Source organism: Sinorhizobium psoraleae (genome assembly GCF_013283645.1).
GTDB classification, from domain to species: Bacteria; Pseudomonadota; Alphaproteobacteria; order Rhizobiales; family Rhizobiaceae; genus Sinorhizobium; species Sinorhizobium psoraleae.
The window spans coordinates 630,284-647,678 of record NZ_JABEKV010000004.1; the positions used below are offsets into that span (position 1 = coordinate 630,284).

The 17,395-nt window shown below is 64.7% G+C and carries 14 protein-coding genes and 1 other annotated feature; of the genes, 6 read left to right on the top strand and 8 right to left on the bottom strand.

Features of this window, described 5'->3' with window-relative positions; all coding sequences use genetic code 11:
* Positions 1-80: 80 nt before the first annotated feature.
* From ILFOPFJJ_RS23980 to ILFOPFJJ_RS23995, 4 genes are all read left to right on the top strand, one after another.
* Positions 81-524, top strand: a complete 444-nt coding sequence (locus tag ILFOPFJJ_RS23980; RefSeq protein WP_210267534.1) for a BA14K family protein — start codon at positions 81-83, stop codon at positions 522-524.
* A gap of 133 nt (positions 525-657) precedes the next feature.
* Complete coding sequence (locus ILFOPFJJ_RS23985; RefSeq protein WP_173513029.1) at positions 658-1,140, top strand: SRPBCC family protein; 483 nt, start codon at positions 658-660, stop codon at positions 1,138-1,140.
* Between the two features lie 159 nt (positions 1,141-1,299).
* Positions 1,300-1,355, top strand: a sequence feature (sul1 is cis-regulatory element that is thought to sense ions involved in sulfur or methionine metabolism; They are found in Alphaproteobacteria).
* Positions 1,356-1,478: 123 nt separating this feature from the next.
* Positions 1,479-2,963, top strand: coding sequence for a SulP family inorganic anion transporter (locus tag ILFOPFJJ_RS23990; protein ID WP_173513030.1), 1,485 nt, complete (start codon positions 1,479-1,481; stop codon positions 2,961-2,963).
* Between the two features lie 242 nt (positions 2,964-3,205).
* Positions 3,206-4,015, top strand: coding sequence for a class I SAM-dependent methyltransferase (locus tag ILFOPFJJ_RS23995; protein ID WP_173513031.1), 810 nt, complete (start codon positions 3,206-3,208; stop codon positions 4,013-4,015).
* Between the two features lie 442 nt (positions 4,016-4,457).
* Here ILFOPFJJ_RS23995 and ILFOPFJJ_RS24000 read toward each other — a convergent pair whose 3' ends face one another.
* Complete coding sequence (locus ILFOPFJJ_RS24000) at positions 4,458-5,267, bottom strand: class I SAM-dependent methyltransferase (RefSeq protein WP_173513032.1); 810 nt, start codon at positions 5,265-5,267, stop codon at positions 4,458-4,460.
* A 203-nt stretch (positions 5,268-5,470) separates the two neighbouring features.
* On the opposite strand from ILFOPFJJ_RS24000, the gene ILFOPFJJ_RS24005 reads away from it, so the two are divergent.
* Positions 5,471-6,769: a PQQ-dependent sugar dehydrogenase gene (locus ILFOPFJJ_RS24005; RefSeq protein WP_173513033.1), complete on the top strand. Its 1,299-nt coding sequence runs from the start codon at positions 5,471-5,473 to the stop codon at positions 6,767-6,769.
* A 51-nt stretch (positions 6,770-6,820) separates the two neighbouring features.
* Here ILFOPFJJ_RS24005 and ILFOPFJJ_RS24010 read toward each other — a convergent pair whose 3' ends face one another.
* From ILFOPFJJ_RS24010 to kdpF, 6 genes are read right to left on the bottom strand one after another with little or no spacing between them, the layout of a single operon-like run.
* Positions 6,821-7,513, bottom strand: a complete 693-nt coding sequence (locus tag ILFOPFJJ_RS24010; protein WP_173513034.1) for a response regulator — start codon at positions 7,511-7,513, stop codon at positions 6,821-6,823.
* Positions 7,514-7,515: 2 nt separating this feature from the next.
* Positions 7,516-10,206, bottom strand: a complete 2,691-nt coding sequence (locus ILFOPFJJ_RS24015) for a DUF4118 domain-containing protein (RefSeq protein ID WP_173513035.1) — start codon at positions 10,204-10,206, stop codon at positions 7,516-7,518.
* A gap of 18 nt (positions 10,207-10,224) precedes the next feature.
* Complete coding sequence (gene kdpC, locus ILFOPFJJ_RS24020; RefSeq protein ID WP_173513036.1) at positions 10,225-10,794, bottom strand: potassium-transporting ATPase subunit KdpC; 570 nt, start codon at positions 10,792-10,794, stop codon at positions 10,225-10,227.
* Between the two features lie 2 nt (positions 10,795-10,796).
* Positions 10,797-12,839 carry a potassium-transporting ATPase subunit KdpB gene (gene kdpB, locus ILFOPFJJ_RS24025; RefSeq protein WP_173513037.1) on the bottom strand — a complete coding sequence of 681 codons (2,043 nt, stop codon included), beginning with the start codon at positions 12,837-12,839 and terminating at the stop codon, positions 10,797-10,799.
* Positions 12,840-12,850: 11 nt separating this feature from the next.
* Entirely contained in the window at positions 12,851-14,560 is a 1,710-nt protein-coding gene (gene kdpA / locus ILFOPFJJ_RS24030; RefSeq protein WP_173513038.1) for a potassium-transporting ATPase subunit KdpA, read from the bottom strand.
* A 23-nt stretch (positions 14,561-14,583) separates the two neighbouring features.
* Positions 14,584-14,670, bottom strand: a complete 87-nt coding sequence (gene kdpF / locus ILFOPFJJ_RS36515) for a K(+)-transporting ATPase subunit F (protein WP_173513349.1) — start codon at positions 14,668-14,670, stop codon at positions 14,584-14,586.
* Between the two features lie 443 nt (positions 14,671-15,113).
* Between kdpF and ILFOPFJJ_RS24040 the strand changes: the two genes are divergently transcribed.
* Positions 15,114-16,439 carry an MFS transporter gene (locus ILFOPFJJ_RS24040; protein ID WP_173513039.1) on the top strand — a complete coding sequence of 442 codons (1,326 nt, stop codon included), beginning with the start codon at positions 15,114-15,116 and terminating at the stop codon, positions 16,437-16,439.
* A gap of 323 nt (positions 16,440-16,762) precedes the next feature.
* Here ILFOPFJJ_RS24040 and ILFOPFJJ_RS24045 read toward each other — a convergent pair whose 3' ends face one another.
* Positions 16,763-17,374 (bottom strand): class I SAM-dependent methyltransferase, encoded by a 612-nt coding sequence (locus ILFOPFJJ_RS24045; RefSeq protein WP_173513040.1) that lies wholly within the window; start codon positions 17,372-17,374, stop codon positions 16,763-16,765.
* Between the last annotated feature and the right edge of the window lie 21 nt (positions 17,375-17,395).

Sequence of the window (17,395 nt, forward strand, 5' to 3'; positions counted from 1 at the left end):
AGATGGTATAAGGTGGCGCGTTGGATCATTTCCTCCATGAAAATCGTTCCCTCTTGAGAGAAGGGAAAAGGTGAAGCCCGTTGAAGATTGCAGCCACCATCGCGCTTGTGCTTATAACCGCCGCCTCCAGCGTGCCGCCGGTCGCGGCCCAGACGACGTGCATCGGCATATGCCCGCCGCTCAGGGGCGATTACGGAAAGACCTACCGGAACAACCCCGGGGGTCCCTCCCGCCACGAGCTCTTCATCGACCGGGAGTACCGCGACTTCCTCAACAGGCGCTATCCGAGCTATGGCGGACGCTTTCGCGGCCAGCGCTACGACATCGGCATCGGCCCGGGCGCCATCGTCGGCGGCCCGCCGCCCGCCGCGCTCGACCGGGGCCGCGTGCGCCAGCGGCTCCGCTACGACGCCACCGCGCATGCCCGCTGGTGCCGCCAGCGCTACATCTCGTACCGGTCGACCGACAACACGTTCCAGCCCTTCGACGGGCCGCGGCGGAGCTGTGACTCACCGTATAATTGAGGCTGGGTAGACAGCGCCGGAGTGTGTTGCCGCCGGAATCGGGCGAGGCCGTTGAGGGAAGGGCGCCTCGCTTGCGACCTACGCGTCTAAATCGACTGCGATTCAAGCGGTAGCTGGACGAGGAGAAAATCCGGTGACCAGCGAAAAGACTGAAGGATACGAGCTCCGGCTGGAGCGCCTCCTGGATGCGCCGCGCGCGAAAGTGTGGCGCTGCTGGACGGAGCCCAGGCTCCTAGAGCAATGGTTCGCGCCGCAGTCCTGGACGACCGAGGTGAAGACGCTGGAGCCGCGCCCCGGCGGCACGTCTCACATCGTCATGCGCGGCCCGAACGGCGAGGAGTCCGACGGCGTCGGCGTGTTCCTGGAAGCGGTTCCGGAGCGTCGGCTGGTGTTCACCAACGCCTTTGCCCCGGGCTGGATCCCCTCCGCCCAACCGGCGGTCGTTCCCTTCATGACCACGATCGTCGAGATGTCCGATGAAGGCGGCAAGACCCGCCATGTGGTGCGCGCCCTGCACTGGACCGAGGAGGCGCGCAAACAGCACGAGGAGAGGGGCTTTTATGAAGGCTGGCGACAGACGACCGGCCAGCTCGAAGCTCTCGCCCGGACGCTCTGAACCGGCCCCCAAGGATAACGGAAGGCCGCACACCACGGTCGCCGCCGAGCCGGGCCTGACCGGTAGCGCCGCTTCAATGTTGCCCGGATCAAGTCGATGCGGCAGCGCACAATGGCGGTTGTCCTTGACGGCTCATTTTCATATAAGGGCACCACTCACCACGGACCCGGTGAAACTCCGGGTGGCTCTTCTGGCCGCCGATCCGCCAGACAACGCAACAGCATCAAATCCAAGCAAGCCGGACCTCCCGCCTGCGGCGATAGAGAGTGTTACAGCGACCTTTGTGCGTCCGAAAAGACGCATGGCGCCGTAGCGCAGCACTTTTGCGAAGAAAAATCATGAAATTGACAATTGCCAGCTACAAACGCGAATGGTTCTCCAACATCCGCGCCGACGTCCTTTCGGGCATCGTCGTGGCGCTTGCCCTGATACCGGAGGCGATCGGCTTCTCGGTCATCGCGGGCGTCGATCCGAAGGTGGGGCTGTTCGCCTCCTTCGCCATTGCCTGTGTTTCCGCCTTCGCCGGCGGCCGTCCGGGCATGATTTCGGCGGCGACCGCCGCTACCGCCGTGCTGATGGTCACGCTCGTCAAGGAGCACGGCCTCGAATACCTCTTCGCCGCAACGCTGCTGATGGGCCTCATCCAGATCGCAGCCGGCTTCCTGAAGCTCGGCCGGGTCATGCGCTTTGTCTCTCGCTCGGTCATCACCGGCTTCGTCAACGCGCTTGCCATCCTGATCTTCATGGCGCAGCTTCCCGAACTCGTCGGCGTGCCGCAGGCGACTTATGTGATGATCGCGGCGGGATTGGCGATCATCTATCTCTTCCCCTATGTCACAAAGGCCGTTCCTTCGCCTCTGGTCGCGATCGCCGTTCTGACCGGCATCGCCTACTGGACCGGCATGGATATCCGCACCGTCGGCGATCTTGGCGAATTGCCCTCGAGCCTGCCGATCCTTGCCCTGCCTCACGTGCCGTTCACGCTCGAGACGCTGCAGATCATCTTCCCCTATTCGGTGGCGCTGGCCGCGGTGGGGCTGCTTGAATCCCTGCTGACCGCCCAGATCGTCGACGACATGACGGACACGACGAGCAACAAGAGCCAGGAATGCATCGGCCAGGGGGCGAGCAACATCGCTTCCGGCCTCATCGGCGGGATGGGCGGCTGCGCCATGATCGGCCAGTCGGTCATCAATGTCAGTTCCGGCGGGCGAGGGCGGCTCTCGACCTTCGTCGCCGGCGCCTTTCTCCTCTTCCTCATCCTCGTTCTCGACGATCTCGTGCGGATCATTCCGATGGCCGCTCTCGTCGCCGTCATGATCATGGTGTCGATCGGCACCTTCTCCTGGCGCTCGATCCTCGATCTCGGCCGCAATCCGCTGCCGTCCTCCGTCGTCATGCTTGCGACGGTCGTAACCACGGTCGGCACGCACGATCTGGCCAAGGGGGTGCTCGTCGGCGTGCTGCTCTCCGGCGTGTTCTTTGCCGGCAAGGTCGCGCGCCTCTTCCATGTGCGCTCGACGGTCGACGAGAGCGGGAAGGTGCGCACCTATCATGTCGACGGCGAGATCTTCTTCGCTTCGACCGAGGCCTTCATCGCTGCCTTCGACTTCGCCGAGCCGCTCGAGAAGGCCGTCATCGATGTCAGCGAGGCGCATCTCTGGGACATCACCGCCGTCGGCGCGCTCGACAAGGTGGTGCTCAAATTCCGCCGCCATAACGTCGCCGTCGAGGTCATCGGCCTCAACGAGGCGAGCGCGCATATGCTCGACCGGTTCGCCGTGCACGACAAGGGTGAGGGCGGGGCACTGACGGCGCATTGAGCGGGCCGGCAACGGAACCCACATGGCAGTCGCGGCCCTTCCGGCTGGAAACCGGCGATGGCTGGCAGGTGGGTTCCTGCCGTGCGTTTTTCTTTCTTCGGGCAGTTTCCTGCTTGGAAACGCACCTTCTCCGATCGCCGTAGCGCCGCAAGCGTCCGGCGGAGGGCTCCAATGGCCTGCGTACCTGGCGGTGTGGTAAGGTCGCCGTTCGGCCCATCTGGAGAGGCCATCTGGAGAGTGCCATGACGGGTGCATCGACGTTCAACGCCAGCACTGGTGAGGGTTATGAGCTGCAGATGGGGCGTTGGAGCCGCCGGCTTGCTGTTCCATTTCTGGCATTCGCCGGGGCCTCGAGCGGTGAACGCGTGCTGGACGTCGGCTGCGGCACCGGCAGCCTCACGTTTCTATTGTCCGAGCGGTCCGACCTCGAAGCGATCTGCGGAATAGACTACGCGCCCGCCTACATCGAGCACGCCGCCCGCAGCAATTCGGATCCGCGCGTCTCCTTCCGCGTCGGCGACGCATGCGCTCTGCCTTTCCCGGACGCGGCGTTCGACCGGGTCCTGTCGCTCCTGATGCTGCACTTCGTTTCCGAGCCGCATCGGGCCGTGGCGGAGATGCGCCGCGTCGCGCGGCCGGGAGCGACGGTCGCGGCCACCGTATGGGATGCACGCGGCGGCTTCGTGGCGGGTCGCATGTTCCTCGATACCGCGGCTGCGCTTGATCCCACCGCTGGATTGCTTCGGGCGCGCGCCTGCACGCGTCCGATGACCCGGCCGGGCGAACTGGAATCGGCCTGGCGTCAGGCCGGCCTTGCCGAGGTCGAGACGGCAGAGCTTGCGATACGCATGGAGTACTCTTCCTTCGACGACTACTGGGCGCCATACCTCGGCAAGGATGGGCCGGGTGCCGAATATGTCGCGACACTCGATGACAAGGCACGCATGAGACTGCGCGATGCGGTCCGTTCCGCTTACCTCGACGGTGACGTCGATGGTCCGCGATCCTACATGGCGGTCGCCTGGGCCGTGAAGGGAATCGTGGCGCCCTGAGCCTGCGAAGCGCGCATGTGCTCGATCGGCTCGCCGTGCATGATAAAGGCGAGGGCGGGGCGGCGCAGCGCCCCCTCATTCCTGTGCTCGTCACAGGAATCCAGCAGCGGCCAAGTCCTTGGGCGCGAAAGACTCCGCTGGATCGCCAGCGCTCGGCCGTTCCAGGCCCTATTCCACGGTCCGGCTTCCGATGTGTCCCCCGCCACGTCCAGGCGCTGAATGCAAGTCATTCACGGCGCGGACGCGCCGTGGCTGGACTCCTGTGACAAGCACAGGAGTGAGGGCGGGAGAGAGCACTGTCGGCCGGTACGGGAACGGGAGCTCTCCGCAGTTCCGGACGGAAGCTGGAATTGCTTACAGCGCCGCGCGTCCAACCGGACGCGCAAAGATCGCTGTAGCACTTTGAATTGCTGCATGATTTTGTCCTTAAATCGATTCCGATTTAAGGAATCATGCAGGAGGCCGGACGCTCCGCCATCACCAGCAGCAGGAAGGCGGCGAGGTCTCGCCAGCGGGTGAACCGGGGAACGGCGTCGCAGGCCTCGGGCGATGGCTGCGGCTCTTCAATTAGCCTGATCCGGAACCCGGCCGCGGCGATCGCGTTGAGGTAATCGCCGATCGTTCGGGGAAAGCGCGGCACGGCGAACGGCACGACCTCCTCGTCTTTCGGACGATCTCCGAAGCGCCAGTGCTCGGTGAAGCTGGTCCGGTCGAAATAGTTCGACACGCAGAGCGCCACCGTGCCTCCTTCGCGATCCTTCTCCCAATGCAGCCCTGGCGTGATGAAGCAGGGATGAAGAACACTGAAGGCAATGAAGCCGCCGGGGCGCAGCAGCCGATGGGCCTCCTTCATCGCGCCTTCGAAATCGGGTCCGTCCATCAACGCCATGGTGGAAAGGACGGCATCGAAGGAAGCATCGGGAAACCCTGTGTCGGCGCTGTAGGACGACACCCTGTAGCTGATCCCCAGCGGGTCGGCCTCTTCCTCCCGGCGGGCGTGATCGATCAGCCGTTCGGAAATGTCGATGCCGGTCAGCCGGGCTCCCATCCGTGCGAGCCGCCGCGTGTTCGTGCCCTCGCCACAGCCGAAATCGATGACGTCAAGGCCATCGAGCGGCGGCAGGAATTCCTGAAATGCAGGGAAGGTGAAGCGGTCGCGGTAAACGTCGTAGCCACCCCGGACATCGCGCGTCCACTGATCGGCATTCGCGTTCCAGCGCGCGGCCACTTCGGCGTGAGACCCATCCGTCATTGCGCAACCTCCTGCTGCATGATTCCTTAAATCGGAATCGATTCATGGGCAAAGCCATGCGGAAATTCAAAGTGCCACCGGTTACGTGCCAGGCGGAGGCAGCGCGCTCCCAATCCGGCGAAGTGTCCACAGAAACAATGCAGTTTGAGGATACCCACCCGCAGGCGCTTCGGGTAGCGTGCGCATCAGGATTAGGAGGATACATGGGCCTATCAGATATTTTCGGTCGACTGGTCGCACTGATCGGCGCCGTAGCAATCCGTTTGCGGCACCAGGACGGTGATTCTCTGGAACCGGCCTATGGCAGCGCACCGAAAATCCCGAGAGCCAAGCCGCAGGGCATTCCGACCCTGAAGATGCCGACAGCCAGGGGATGGACAGCGGAGCAAGTGCCGATTGCGGCGGCCGGGCTCAAGGTGAACGCATTTGCGGCCGGGCTCAAACATCCCCGTTGGATTCACGTGTTGCCGAATGGCGACGTGCTGGTCGCCGAGGCACTGAGCGAGCCGGGGGGCATCAAATCCGCCTTCGACTACGCCATGTTCAGCACAATGAAGCGCGCCGCCGCAGTGGGCGCAAGTCCGAACCGCATCACGCTGTTGCGGGATGCGGATGGCGACGGCGAGGCCGAGACACGTACGGCATTTCTCGAGGGACTCAATCAGCCGTTCGGCATGGCGTTGCTGGGCGATACGTTGTACGTCGGCAACACGGACGGGGTGGTTGCATTCCCGTATGCAGCGGGCGACACGCGTATCGGCGCGACGGGGCGAAAGCTGACGGACTTCAAGCCCGGCGGGCATTGGACGCGGAGCCTGCTTGCGAGTCGCGATGGACGAAAGCTTTTCATCGGCGTCGGTTCGCTCAGCAACATAGGCGAGCGCGGCATGGCGGCAGAGGAAGGCCGGGCCGCCATCCACGAGCTTGACCTCGAGAGTGGCGAGTGCCGCATATTTGCCTCCGGCCTGCGCAACCCGGTGGGCATGGCGTGGGAGCCAACGACGGATGCGCTCTGGACGGTGGTCAATGAGCGCGACGGCCTGGGCGACGAAACGCCGCCCGACTATCTGACATCAGTGCGCGACGGCGGCTTCTACGGATGGCCCTATTGCTACTGGGGGCAGATCGTGGACGACCGGGTGCCGCAGGACCCGGCGATGGTCGCAACCGCACTGACGCCGGACTATGCCTTGGGCGGGCACACTGCATCGCTCGGCCTTTGCTGGCTTCCCGCCGGCACTCTGCCCGGCTTCCCGGACGGTATGGTCATCGGGCAGCATGGCTCCTGGAACCGCAGCACGCTGCGCGGCTACAAGGTTGTCTTCGTGCCGTTCGTGAATGGACGTCCAGCCGGGCCTCCGCGCGACATTCTGACCGGTTTCCTTTCGCCTGACGAGCGGGCGTCCTATGGGCGGCCGGTTGGGGTTACCATCGGCCCGGACGGCTCGCTGTTGGTGGCGGACGATGTCGGCGATGTGATCTGGCGCGTGACGGGCGAGTGAGGCTGAACGCGCAACGGGTGCCGCGCAGCGCAGGGGGGCGTTGCGCGCTTGTCAATCTTCGTCGCCGATAAAGCGGTATCCAACGCCCGGCTCCGTGCGGATGATCCTCGGGTCGGCCGGATCGCGTTCGATCTTCCCACGCAGCTGGCCTATGAAAACTCTGAGGTAGTGCAGGTCTTCGCCGTGCGCCACACCCCAGACCGAGGTGAGCAGCGCCTTGTGGGTGACAACGCGGCCGGCATGCCGCGCGAGCATGACGAGCAGGTCGTATTCCTTCGGCGTCAGCCGCAGCGCCTTGCCGTCACGGCTCACCAGCCGCTTGACGATATCGATCGTCAGTCCGTCGGCAGCAAGGCTCGTTTGGCCGCCCTCCATCTGGATACGGTGGCGCAACGCCGTGCGAATGCGTGCGGTCAACTCGCCGATGCCGAAAGGCTTTTCGATATAATCATCAGCACCGAGATCGAGTGCCGCAACCTTTTCGCTTTCCCGATCACGCGCCGAAAGAATGATGATCGGCACATTCGACCAGGCGCGTAAATTGGTGACAACGTCCTTGCCGTCCATGTCCGGCAGCCCGAGATCAAGGATAATCACATCGGGTACGCACGTCGCGGCTGCCTTCAGCGCCTCGCCGCCGGTGATCGCCTCAACAACTTCGTATCCGGCAGCCCCGAGGGCAGGGCGGAGAAACCGCTGGATTTGCGGTTCGTCGTCGACCACCAGAATGCGCGCAGCCTTCATCGCTACTCCTTCTCCGGCAGCTGATGCTGGGCTGCGGGCAGGCGCATGGAAATGCGCGTGCCGCGCCGCCGGACTGCAGGGCTTTCGGCCTTGATCTGCCCACCCATCGCCTCAATGAAGCCCTTGGCTATCGCAAGCCCGAGCCCCGTCCCGAGCGAGCGGCCGTCCGGTTTTCCCTTCCGGAAAAACTTGTCGAAGATTCGTTCGAGATCGCCCGGCGGGATGCCCTTGCCGAGGTCGGTCACGGCAAGGACCAGCTCGTCGCCCTCGCGTCGGGCGTAGATGCTGACCGGCTCATCGCCACCGAAGCGGTTCGCGTTGTCGAGCACGTTGAAGAGCACCTGGCCGAGCAGCACGCTATCGCCGCGTATGAACGGCAGATCGGCGGAGATGCTCGTTTCAAAGACGCGGTCGGGGAAATACTTTCGCGCTCGCTCCACGGCCGAACGAACGATATCCGCGACATCGACCCAGTCACGCTTGGCGTTCACCGTTCCCGCCTCGACGCGCGTCATGTCAAGCAGGTTGGCGACGAAACGCGTCAGCCTCTCGCTTTCTTCCTCGATCGATTTCAGCAGATCGTCCCGACTTTCGGCGGGCATCCGGTTGCCGAGCTGTCGAAGGCTCGTCACCGCGCCGGTGATTGTCGCCAGCGGCGTTCTCAGATCGTGCGACATGGAGGAGAGCAGCGCGGCCCGAAACCTGTCCCCCTCGAGCTGCGCAGCCCGATCGAGGCTCTCGCGGGAAAGCCGCGCGCGATCGATTGCGATGGCCGCCTGGTCGAGGACCGGTGCGAGCGCCCGCTCCTCATCGGCGTCCAGTGGCCGGCCCTTTTGCAGGAAACCGCATACTCCGACAACACCGTGCGGACTGAGAAGCGGCCGGAACTGGAACGAGATGTTCGGCAGTGTTCCGGTGTCGTCGCCGGCTGCCTCGCTTTTTTCGAATGCCCAGCGTGCAGCCATCATGTCGGTCATTCCGAGCTCGGTGTCCGGCGGCCAGGCGGCCTTCAGGGCAATGTCGCCATCTTCCGGCACCAGAAGCACGGCGTTGCGCCTTAGCGTGGTCTGTATCTGGGTGACTGCGGCCCACAGCACATCCTCGGCATTGGCGGTACCGGAGAGCTTTCGGGAGAAATCATAGAGCGCCTGCATTGCCGCCGCGCGCCGCTGGGCCGCCTTTGCCTGGTCGCGCACGCGAGATGCCAGCCCGCCGGCAAGGATGGCGGCGGCGAGAAAGATGAAGAGGGCGAAGACCTCGTGCGGCTCGGCCACGGTGAAAGTACCGATGGGCTCAATGAAGAAGAAATTGTAAGCAAGCACCGACAGCAGTGCCGCCCCGATCGCCGCGATGTAGCCGGCATAAGTAGCCGAGATGAGCACCGCCAGCAGGTACAGAAGCGAAATATTTTGCAGAACAATGAAGCGCTCGATCAGCAACCCGATCACCGTGGCCGCTGCGGCGGAGGCGCCGGCGATGGCGAGCGCGCGCGCTGTATTCTTGGGAAGCGTCGGAAACCGCGGTCTCTTTGGCTTTTGAACCGGCTCATCCTTGTCGGTGACGAGGTGAATCCCTATTCCCGACGCCCGCGCCGCCAAGGCATCCGGCAGAGAGCGCCGGACAAGTCGAAGCGGGAACCGGTGGCGCCGCGTGCCGATGACGATCTGCGTCGCATGCTCCCGCCTGGCGACTTTGAGAATCTCCTCGACGAAATCGCTGCCTATGATGCGGCGCGTCTCCGCACCCAGTTGCTCGGCGAGCCGAAAGGTCTCGTCGAGCTGCCGCATCGCCTCGGTGTCTGCCACCTCATGGTCCGCCCGTTCGATGGAAACCACGATCCAGTCGGCGTTCAGGCCCGAAGCGAGCCGGCTTGCCGTCCTCACCACCTTGTCCGACAGCCGGTCCGGCCCGATGCAGACGATAAGCCTTTCGCCGGCCGCCCAGGGGCCTTCGATGGCGTTCTGCCGGAGGTAGTCGACCATCTGGTCGTCGACCCGGTCGGCGGTGCGCCTGAGCGCCAGTTCCCGCAGCGCCGTCAGGTTGCCGAGCCGGAAGAAACGGTCCACGGCGCGCTTGGCGTTGTCGGGCAGGTAGACCTTGCCCTCCTTCAGCCGCTCGATGAGCTCGGCCGGCGGCACGTCGACCAGAATGACATCGTCGGCGCGTTTCAGCACCGTATCGGGGATGCGCTCGCGCACCGGGACGCCGGCGATCTGGGCGACGACATCGGACAGGCTTTCCAGGTGCTGAATGTTGACGGCCGTCCACACATCGATGCCCGCGTCGACAAGCTCCTCGATGTCCTGATAGCGCTTTGGATGGCGGCATTCGCCGATATTGGTGTGGGCGATCTCGTCGACGACGATGACGCGCGGACGGCGGGCGAGCGCCGCGTCGAGATCGAATTCGGAAAAAGTGCGGCCGCCATGGACGACCTCGCGGCGCGGCAGCACCTCCAGCCCTTCGAGGAGCGCAGCCGTCTCGCCGCGGCCATGCGTCTCCACGAGCCCGATGACGATATCGGCGCCCTCTTCCTTCAGGCGCCGCGCCCGCAGGAGCATGGCATAGGTCTTGCCGACGCCGGGTGCGGCGCCGAGGAATACCGTCAGTTTCCCTCTGTTGCCCTGTTCCGCCAGCGCCAGCAGGGCATCGGGATCGGGGCGGCTCGTCAGCTCGCGGTCATTCTCGGGCATTCAACATCTCGAAGTCGCTCAGGCCCCGGACGCGTCCAGGGCGAGGTTCAGTTCTAGCACATTGACGCGCGGCTCGCCTATGATCCCGAAGAGGCGGCGCTCCGTTGTCCTCTCGACGAGAGAGGCGACGTCGGCTTCGGAAAACCCCCTTGCTTTCGCGACGCGGGCGACCTGGGCTCTTGCGAATTCCGGCGATATGTGCGGATCGAGACCTGATCCCGACGCCGTGGCGGCGTCGGCGGGAACATCGCTGCCGATGCCTGTGGCGCGGAGCCGTTCGATATCGGCGGCAACCCGCTCCTTGAGCTTGACGGATGTGGTGCCGAGATTGGAGCCGCTGGACGCACCGGCATTGTAGGCATCCGGGCCCGTCGCCGAAGGACGCGGCCAGAAATATTCTTCCGCGGCGAAGTTCTGGCCGATCAGGTCGGAACCGATGACGGCGCCATGCTTCAGGATCAGGCTGCCATTGGCCCCAGCCGGCATCAACGCCTGCGCAGCGCCGGTGATCGCCAGCGGATAGGCGAGACCCGTGATCGCAGGCAGGCCCAGGATGAAGACGAGGGCGGGGCGAAGTTGCTTGAACATGATCACACCAGATTGAGGTTGGAGACGACGACGTCGATGAGCTTGATCCCGGCGAAGGGCAGCACGAGACCGCCGAGGCCGTAAACCAGCAGGTTGCGGCGCAGGAGCGCGGCCGCGCCGACGGGACGGTATGTGACGCCCTTCAGCGCCAGCGGAATGAGCGCCACGATGATCAACGCGTTGAAGATGACGGCCGAGAGGATCGCCGACTGCGGCGAGCCGAGGCCCATGAGGTTGAGCGCGCCGAGTGCCGGATAGGTCGTCACGAACAGCGCCGGGATGATGGCGAAATACTTCGCCACGTCGTTGGCGATCGAGAAGGTGGTGAGAGAGCCGCGCGTCATCAGCAATTGCTTGCCGATCCCGACGATCTCGATGAGCTTGGTCGGGCTCGAATCGAGGTCGACCATGTTCGCCGCCTCGCGGGCGGCCTGTGTCCCGGTCTGCATGGCGACACCGACATCGGCCTGGGCAAGCGCCGGTGCGTCGTTGGTGCCGTCGCCGCACATGGCGATGAGCCTGCCGCCCTTCTGCTCCTTGCGGATATAGGCGAGCTTGTCCTCCGGCGTCGCTTCCGCGAGGAAATCGTCGACGCCCGCCTCGGAGGCGATTGCCGCAGCGGTGATCGGGTTGTCGCCGGTCACCATCACCGTGCGGATGCCCATGGCGCGCAGCGCTGCGAAGCGCTCCTTGATGCCGGGCTTGACGATGTCCTTCAGGTGGATGACGCCGAGAAGCCCGCTGCCGTCCGCCACCGCGAGCGGCGTGCCGCCGGTGCGGGCTATCCGGTCGACCGCCTGGCGGAACTCGACGGGGACCTTATCCTCAGTGAGGCCGGCGAATTTCAGGACCGAGTCCACCGCCCCCTTGCGCAGCCGGCGACCGCCATGGTCGACGCCGGAAAGCCGGGTTTCGGCGGCGAAGGGAATGATCGCGTCGATTCTCGCATCGGGCGCCCGCCGTCCGAACTCGCCGGTTGCGAGCGCGACGATCGAGCGGCCCTCCGGTGTCTCGTCCGCGAGACTGGCGAGCAGCGCCGCATCGGCAAGCTCCGCCTCGGTGACGCCCGGCACGGGCAGGAAATCGCTCGCCATGCGGTTGCCGAAGGTGATCGTGCCGGTCTTGTCGAGGAGCAGCGTGTCCACGTCGCCGGCGGCTTCGACGGCGCGGCCGGAGGTGGCGATGACGTTGAACCGCACCAGCCGGTCCATGCCGGCAATGCCGATCGCCGATAGTAGCCCGCCTATGGTCGTCGGGATCAGGGTGACAAGCAGTGCGGCGAGCACCGTGACCGAAAGCACGGTCGCGGAATAGCCGGCAAGGCCCCAAAGCGTGACGACGGCGATCAGGAAGATCAGGGTCAGGCCGGAGAGCAGGATCGACAGCGCGATCTCGTTCGGTGTCTTCTGCCGCTGCGCCCCCTCGATGAGGGCGATCATGCGGTCGACGAAGGTCGAGCCGGGCGCCGTGGTGATGCGGACCTTGATCCAGTCGGAAAGCACCTCCGTGCCGCCGGTGACGGCAGAACGGTCGCCGCCAGCCTCGCGGATCACCGGCGCCGACTCGCCGGTGATCGCGCTCTCGTTGACCGAAGCCACGCCTTCGATGACTTCGCCGTCGCCGGGGATCAGTTCGCCGGGCTCGACGAGGACGAGGTCGCCAACCTTCAGCATGGTGGCCGGGATCTCCTCCGTCTCCCGCCCCTCGGGGGACAGAAGCTTGCGTGCGGCGAGCTCCGATTTGGTGCGGCGCAGGAAGTCGGCCTGGGCCTTGCCGCGCCCCTCGGCGACCGCTTCGGCGAAGGTGGCGAAGAGCACCGTGAACCACAGCCAGGCGGCGATCTGGCCCGAAAAGAGCGGGCTTCCGCCAGCCGTGACGAGATCGCGGACGAAGATGAGCGTGACCATCGCCGCCACGACCTCGGTCACGAAGATCACGGGGTTGCGCACGAGCTGGCGCGGGTCGAGCTTGATAAAGGCTGCCTTTGCCGCCGGCAGAAGGATCGCCGGATCGACAACGCCCGCAGCCATTGCCTTCTTGGACATGGTGGTTTCCTTCAAAAGGTCTGGCCCGCGAGCATGGCGAAATGCTCGATGATCGGACCGAGGGCGAGCGCCGGGAAGAATTGCAGCCCGCCGAGAATGAGGATGGTGCCGATCAGGAGGCCGACAAAGAGTGGCGTGTCGGTCGGGAAGGTGCCCTTCGAGGCCGGGACGCGCGCCTTGGCGGCAATGGAGCCGGCGATCGCGAGCACGGGGACGGCATAGGCGAAGCGGCCGAGCAGCATCGCGACGCCAAGCGTCGTATTGTACCAGAGCGTATTGCCCGAAAGCCCGCCGAAGGCCGAACCGTTGTTGCCGGCGGCGGAGGTGAAGGCATAGAGGATTTCCGAAAGGCCGTGTGGGCCGACCGTGCCGATGCTGGCGACGGCCGAAGGCAGGACGGCGGAAATCGCCGTGAAGCCGAGGATTGCGAGGGGCAGGATGAGCACCGCGAACATCGCATATTTCATTTCGCGCGCTTCGATCTTCTTGCCGAGCAGCTCCGGCGTGCGGCCGACCATCAGGCCGGCGACGAAAACGGCGAGGATCGCGAAGACAATCATGCCGTAGAGGCCGGAGCCGGCGCCGCCGGGCAGAACCTCGCCGAGTTGGATGAGGAACATCGGAACGAGGCCGCCGAGACCGGTGAACGAGCCGTGCATGCCGTTGACGCCGCCGTCTGAAAGACCGGTTGTGACCGTCGCATAAAGCGCCGTCATGGCCTGGCCGAAGCGGACTTCCTTGCCCTCCATGTTGCCCTGCGCCGGATCGACCCCGAGCGCGGTGAGGATCTGGTTGCCGGCCGCCTCCGCCCAATAGACGACGCCGACGCCGACGATCAGGAAGGCGAAGGTAACGGCGATGAAGGCCCAGCCCTGGCGGCGGTTGCCGACGAGCTGACCGAAGGTGTAGAGCAGCGCCGCCGAGATCGACAGCATGGCCAAGATGTTGAGATAGTTCGATAGCGCCGTCGGGTTCTCGAAGGGATGCGCGGCATTGACGTTGAAGAAGCCGCCGCCATTGGTGCCCAATTGCTTGATCGCCTCCTGGCTGGCAACCGGACCGAGCGCGATCGTCTGCCTTACGCCTTCAAGCGTCGTCGCCTCTACGGACGCGCGAAATGTCTGCGGTAGGCCCATTGCCACGAAGGCGAGCGCCACGACGACGGCGATCGGCAGGAGCACGTACAGGGTCGCGCGGGTGAGGTCGACCCAGAAGTTGCCGACCGTCGACACGGCCGAGCGTGCGAAAGCCCTCGTCACGGCAAGCGCGATCGCGATGCCGCTCGCGGCGGAAACGAAGTTCTGCACCGTCAGGCCCGCCATCTGGCTGAAGTGGCTGAGCGTCGTCTCGCCACCGTAGTTCTGCCAGTTGGTGTTGGTGACGAAGCTGACGGCGGTGTTGAAGGCGAGATCCGGTGGCACATTGCCGAAGCGCTGCGGGTTGAGGGGCAGCAAGGCCTGGCATCTCAGGATCGCGTAGAGCGACACAAAGCCCGCCATGCTGAAGGCGAGCATGGACAGGGTGTAGGCGAGCCAGCCCTGCTCTTTCGCCGGATCGACGCCGGCGGCGGCATAGAGGCCGCGCTCGACGGGACCGAAAATCGGCGAGAAGACGTTGCGCCCGCCGGAAAGGACCTCAGCCATGTAAAGCCCCAGCGGCTTGATGACGATCAGGACGGCGAGGAAGAGGAGGCTGATCTGCAGCCACCCGATGATAGTCATGGGAAATTCTCCGTGGAGGCGGGTCAGAAACGTTCGGGCCGAACGAGCGTCACGAGCAGGTAGGCCGCGAGCGCAATGGCAACGGCGAGGCCGATGAGGGCTTCGAACATCGAACCCTCCTAGAGCCGGCTGAGCGTGCGCGCGTATACCGCAAGCACGACAAAACCGCCGATGCTGGCGGCAACGAAAAGAACGTCGGACATGGGCATTCTCCGATTGTCTGTGACATCCGGATGATGCTCCTGCCTCGGGTCAAATATCGATTGGGATCATTGGGCGGCCGCGTAAGGGAAAGATAAAGAGCCGCAATGGGCGCGGGAGCACAATTACGTGCGGGCGCGGACAGGTAGGGCGCCATTTTTCCGTGAAGTAATTGATCCGTGAAGTAGAATTTGGCGGTGACGAGAGCATCTGTCGCAAAGTCAGGAATTTCGGGGCGCCTTTACTTCCGCGGGCTCGCCTGCCGGAGCAATGCCCGGTTTTGATCGAGTTACTTTCGTGCTAGAGTAGCCGAAAAATTCGGGGGCCATGTCTTGAAACGGGAGGAAGAAACATGGCTATTCAGGTCCCGACGGATTTCCGCCGTGTGATCATTGCCGCGTCGGTTGGAAACATTATCGAATGGTATGACTTCTATATTTTCGGGAGCCTGGCCGCGGTTCTGTCGGTCAAGTTCTTCGAACAGTCGCACCCGGTCGCAGCTCTGTTGAGTACGATTGCGCTGTTCACCGCGGGCTTCCTGATCCGTCCGCTGGGGGCGTTTCTCTTCGGCTGGATGGGTGACAGGGTCGGCCGCAAATACACGTTCCTCATCACGCTGAGCGGCATGGGGCTCGGCACCGGCGCGATCGGGCTGATCCCGACCTACGAGGCGATCGGCCTCACCGCCGCGTTCCTTCTCTTCGGCCTGAGGATGATCCAGGGCCTGTGCCTGGGGGGCGAGTATGGCGGCGCCATCACCTATGTCGCCGAGCATGTGCCCGACGAACGCCGCGGCTACTATACCGGCTGGCTGCAGACTTCGCCGACGCTCGGGATCGTGGTGTCGCTCGCCGTGATCATCGCGACGCGCACCTATTTCGGCAACGAGGTCTTCGACGCCTGGGCATGGCGCGTGCCGTTCCTGGTGTCGTTCCTGCTGGTTGCGGTCGCCATCTACATCCGGCTGCAGCTCCAGGAGACGCCGATCTTCGAGGAGATCAAGGCCAAGGGGCAGATGACGCGCAATCCCTGGAAGGAAGCCTTCCTCAGCTCCAACATCAAATATGTCGGGATCGCCACCATCGTGCTGATCGGGCAGGGGGTGGTCTGGTACAGCGGCCAGTTCTGGGCCCTGTACTTCCTGCAGCAGGTTTCCAAGGTGGATGCGCTGAGCTCCTCCTACATCGTCGGCGCAGCGCTGCTCATCGCAACGCCGAGCCTGATCTTCTTCGGCTGGCTCTCCGACATCATCGGCCGCAAGCCGGTGATCCTCGGCGGCATGCTGCTTGCGGCGATCACCTACTATCCGCTCTATCTGTGGCTCGGAACCGTGACGCAGCCCGACAACATCAACTATCCGACCGCGATCTTCATCATCTTCATCCTCGTCTGCTATGTCGGGATGGTCTATGGCCCGGTCGGGGCGTTCCTGGCGGAATACTTCCCCGGCAGGATCCGCTACACCTCGGTGTCGGTGCCCTATCACATCGGCAACGGCTGGGGCGGCGGCCTGGTGCCCTTCGTCACCTCGGCGGCCTTCGCGGCCACCAACAGCATCGGCTACGCGCTGATCTATCCGATCGCGGTGCCTGCCGTGTGCTTCCTGCTCGCCCTGTACCTGATGCCCGAAACCCGGCAGGTCAGCATATGGAACCCGGTCGAGCCTAAAGTGGGGTGAGGCTCGGAATTGCGTGGACTGATGGAGAGGATGGCGGCCCCATCCTCTCCGGAGCCTTCGCCTCCTGACCGTATTACAGCTTTGGGGCAGCCGCGATTCTCCCGCGCCGCAGACGCGGCGCTGCTGGATTCCTGTGACGAGCACAGGAATGAGGAGAGTGGGGGTGTGGCAGAGCGAAAGAAGCTGGCGCGGAGTGTTCGGCGGCCGGTGCGTCGATGCAGCTATTCGAAGTGCGACTGCATCCTTTGCGGCGCTGTAGCGGCAGAGCAATGGCCGCCAACGGCGCGTTGGTTTTCGCTGTCCCGGCCGGCGGCCGCGTTGTCTCACCTCGGCCGGGCGCTGCCTTCGTACATGAAGGTCATCGGCTTTGGTCCGGCCATGTAGCCGGTCTCGACACGATCGATCCGAAAGCCGGCGCCCTCGATCATCGAGCGGATCGGCCGGTTGAGGTGACAGCCGCCGCCGATGCGCCGCCAGATCGGCGTGAGGCAATTCTGGCACCAGCGCACGCCGCGGTCGGGCGACAGCCCGTGTTCGACAAACAGCAGCGTCCCTTCCGGCCGCAGCACGCGGCGCATTTCCGAAAGAGCCGCGTCGGCCCCCGGAATCGTGCATAGCGTCCAGGTCGTCACCACCGTGTCGACGCTGCCGTCGTCGAGCGGGATCGCCTCGGCGGAGGCTTCGATGAAATCGACCCGAACCCCGGAATGCGGCGCGCGGCGAGCCATCTCCAGGAGGCTCGGGGAGGGCTCGAGCGCCAGGACTTCCCGGACCGTGGTACGATAGAAAGGCAGGTTGAGGCCGGACCCGGCGCCGATTTCCAGGACACGGCCCGCCGCCGCGCCGATCACCCGCCGGCGATAGGGGTGCAGGCGGTCGTTGCGCATGGAACGATCGCAGAGTTTCGGCAGGATGACGTCGCGGTAGATGCCCATATGCGCCCCTCCCGTTCCAAT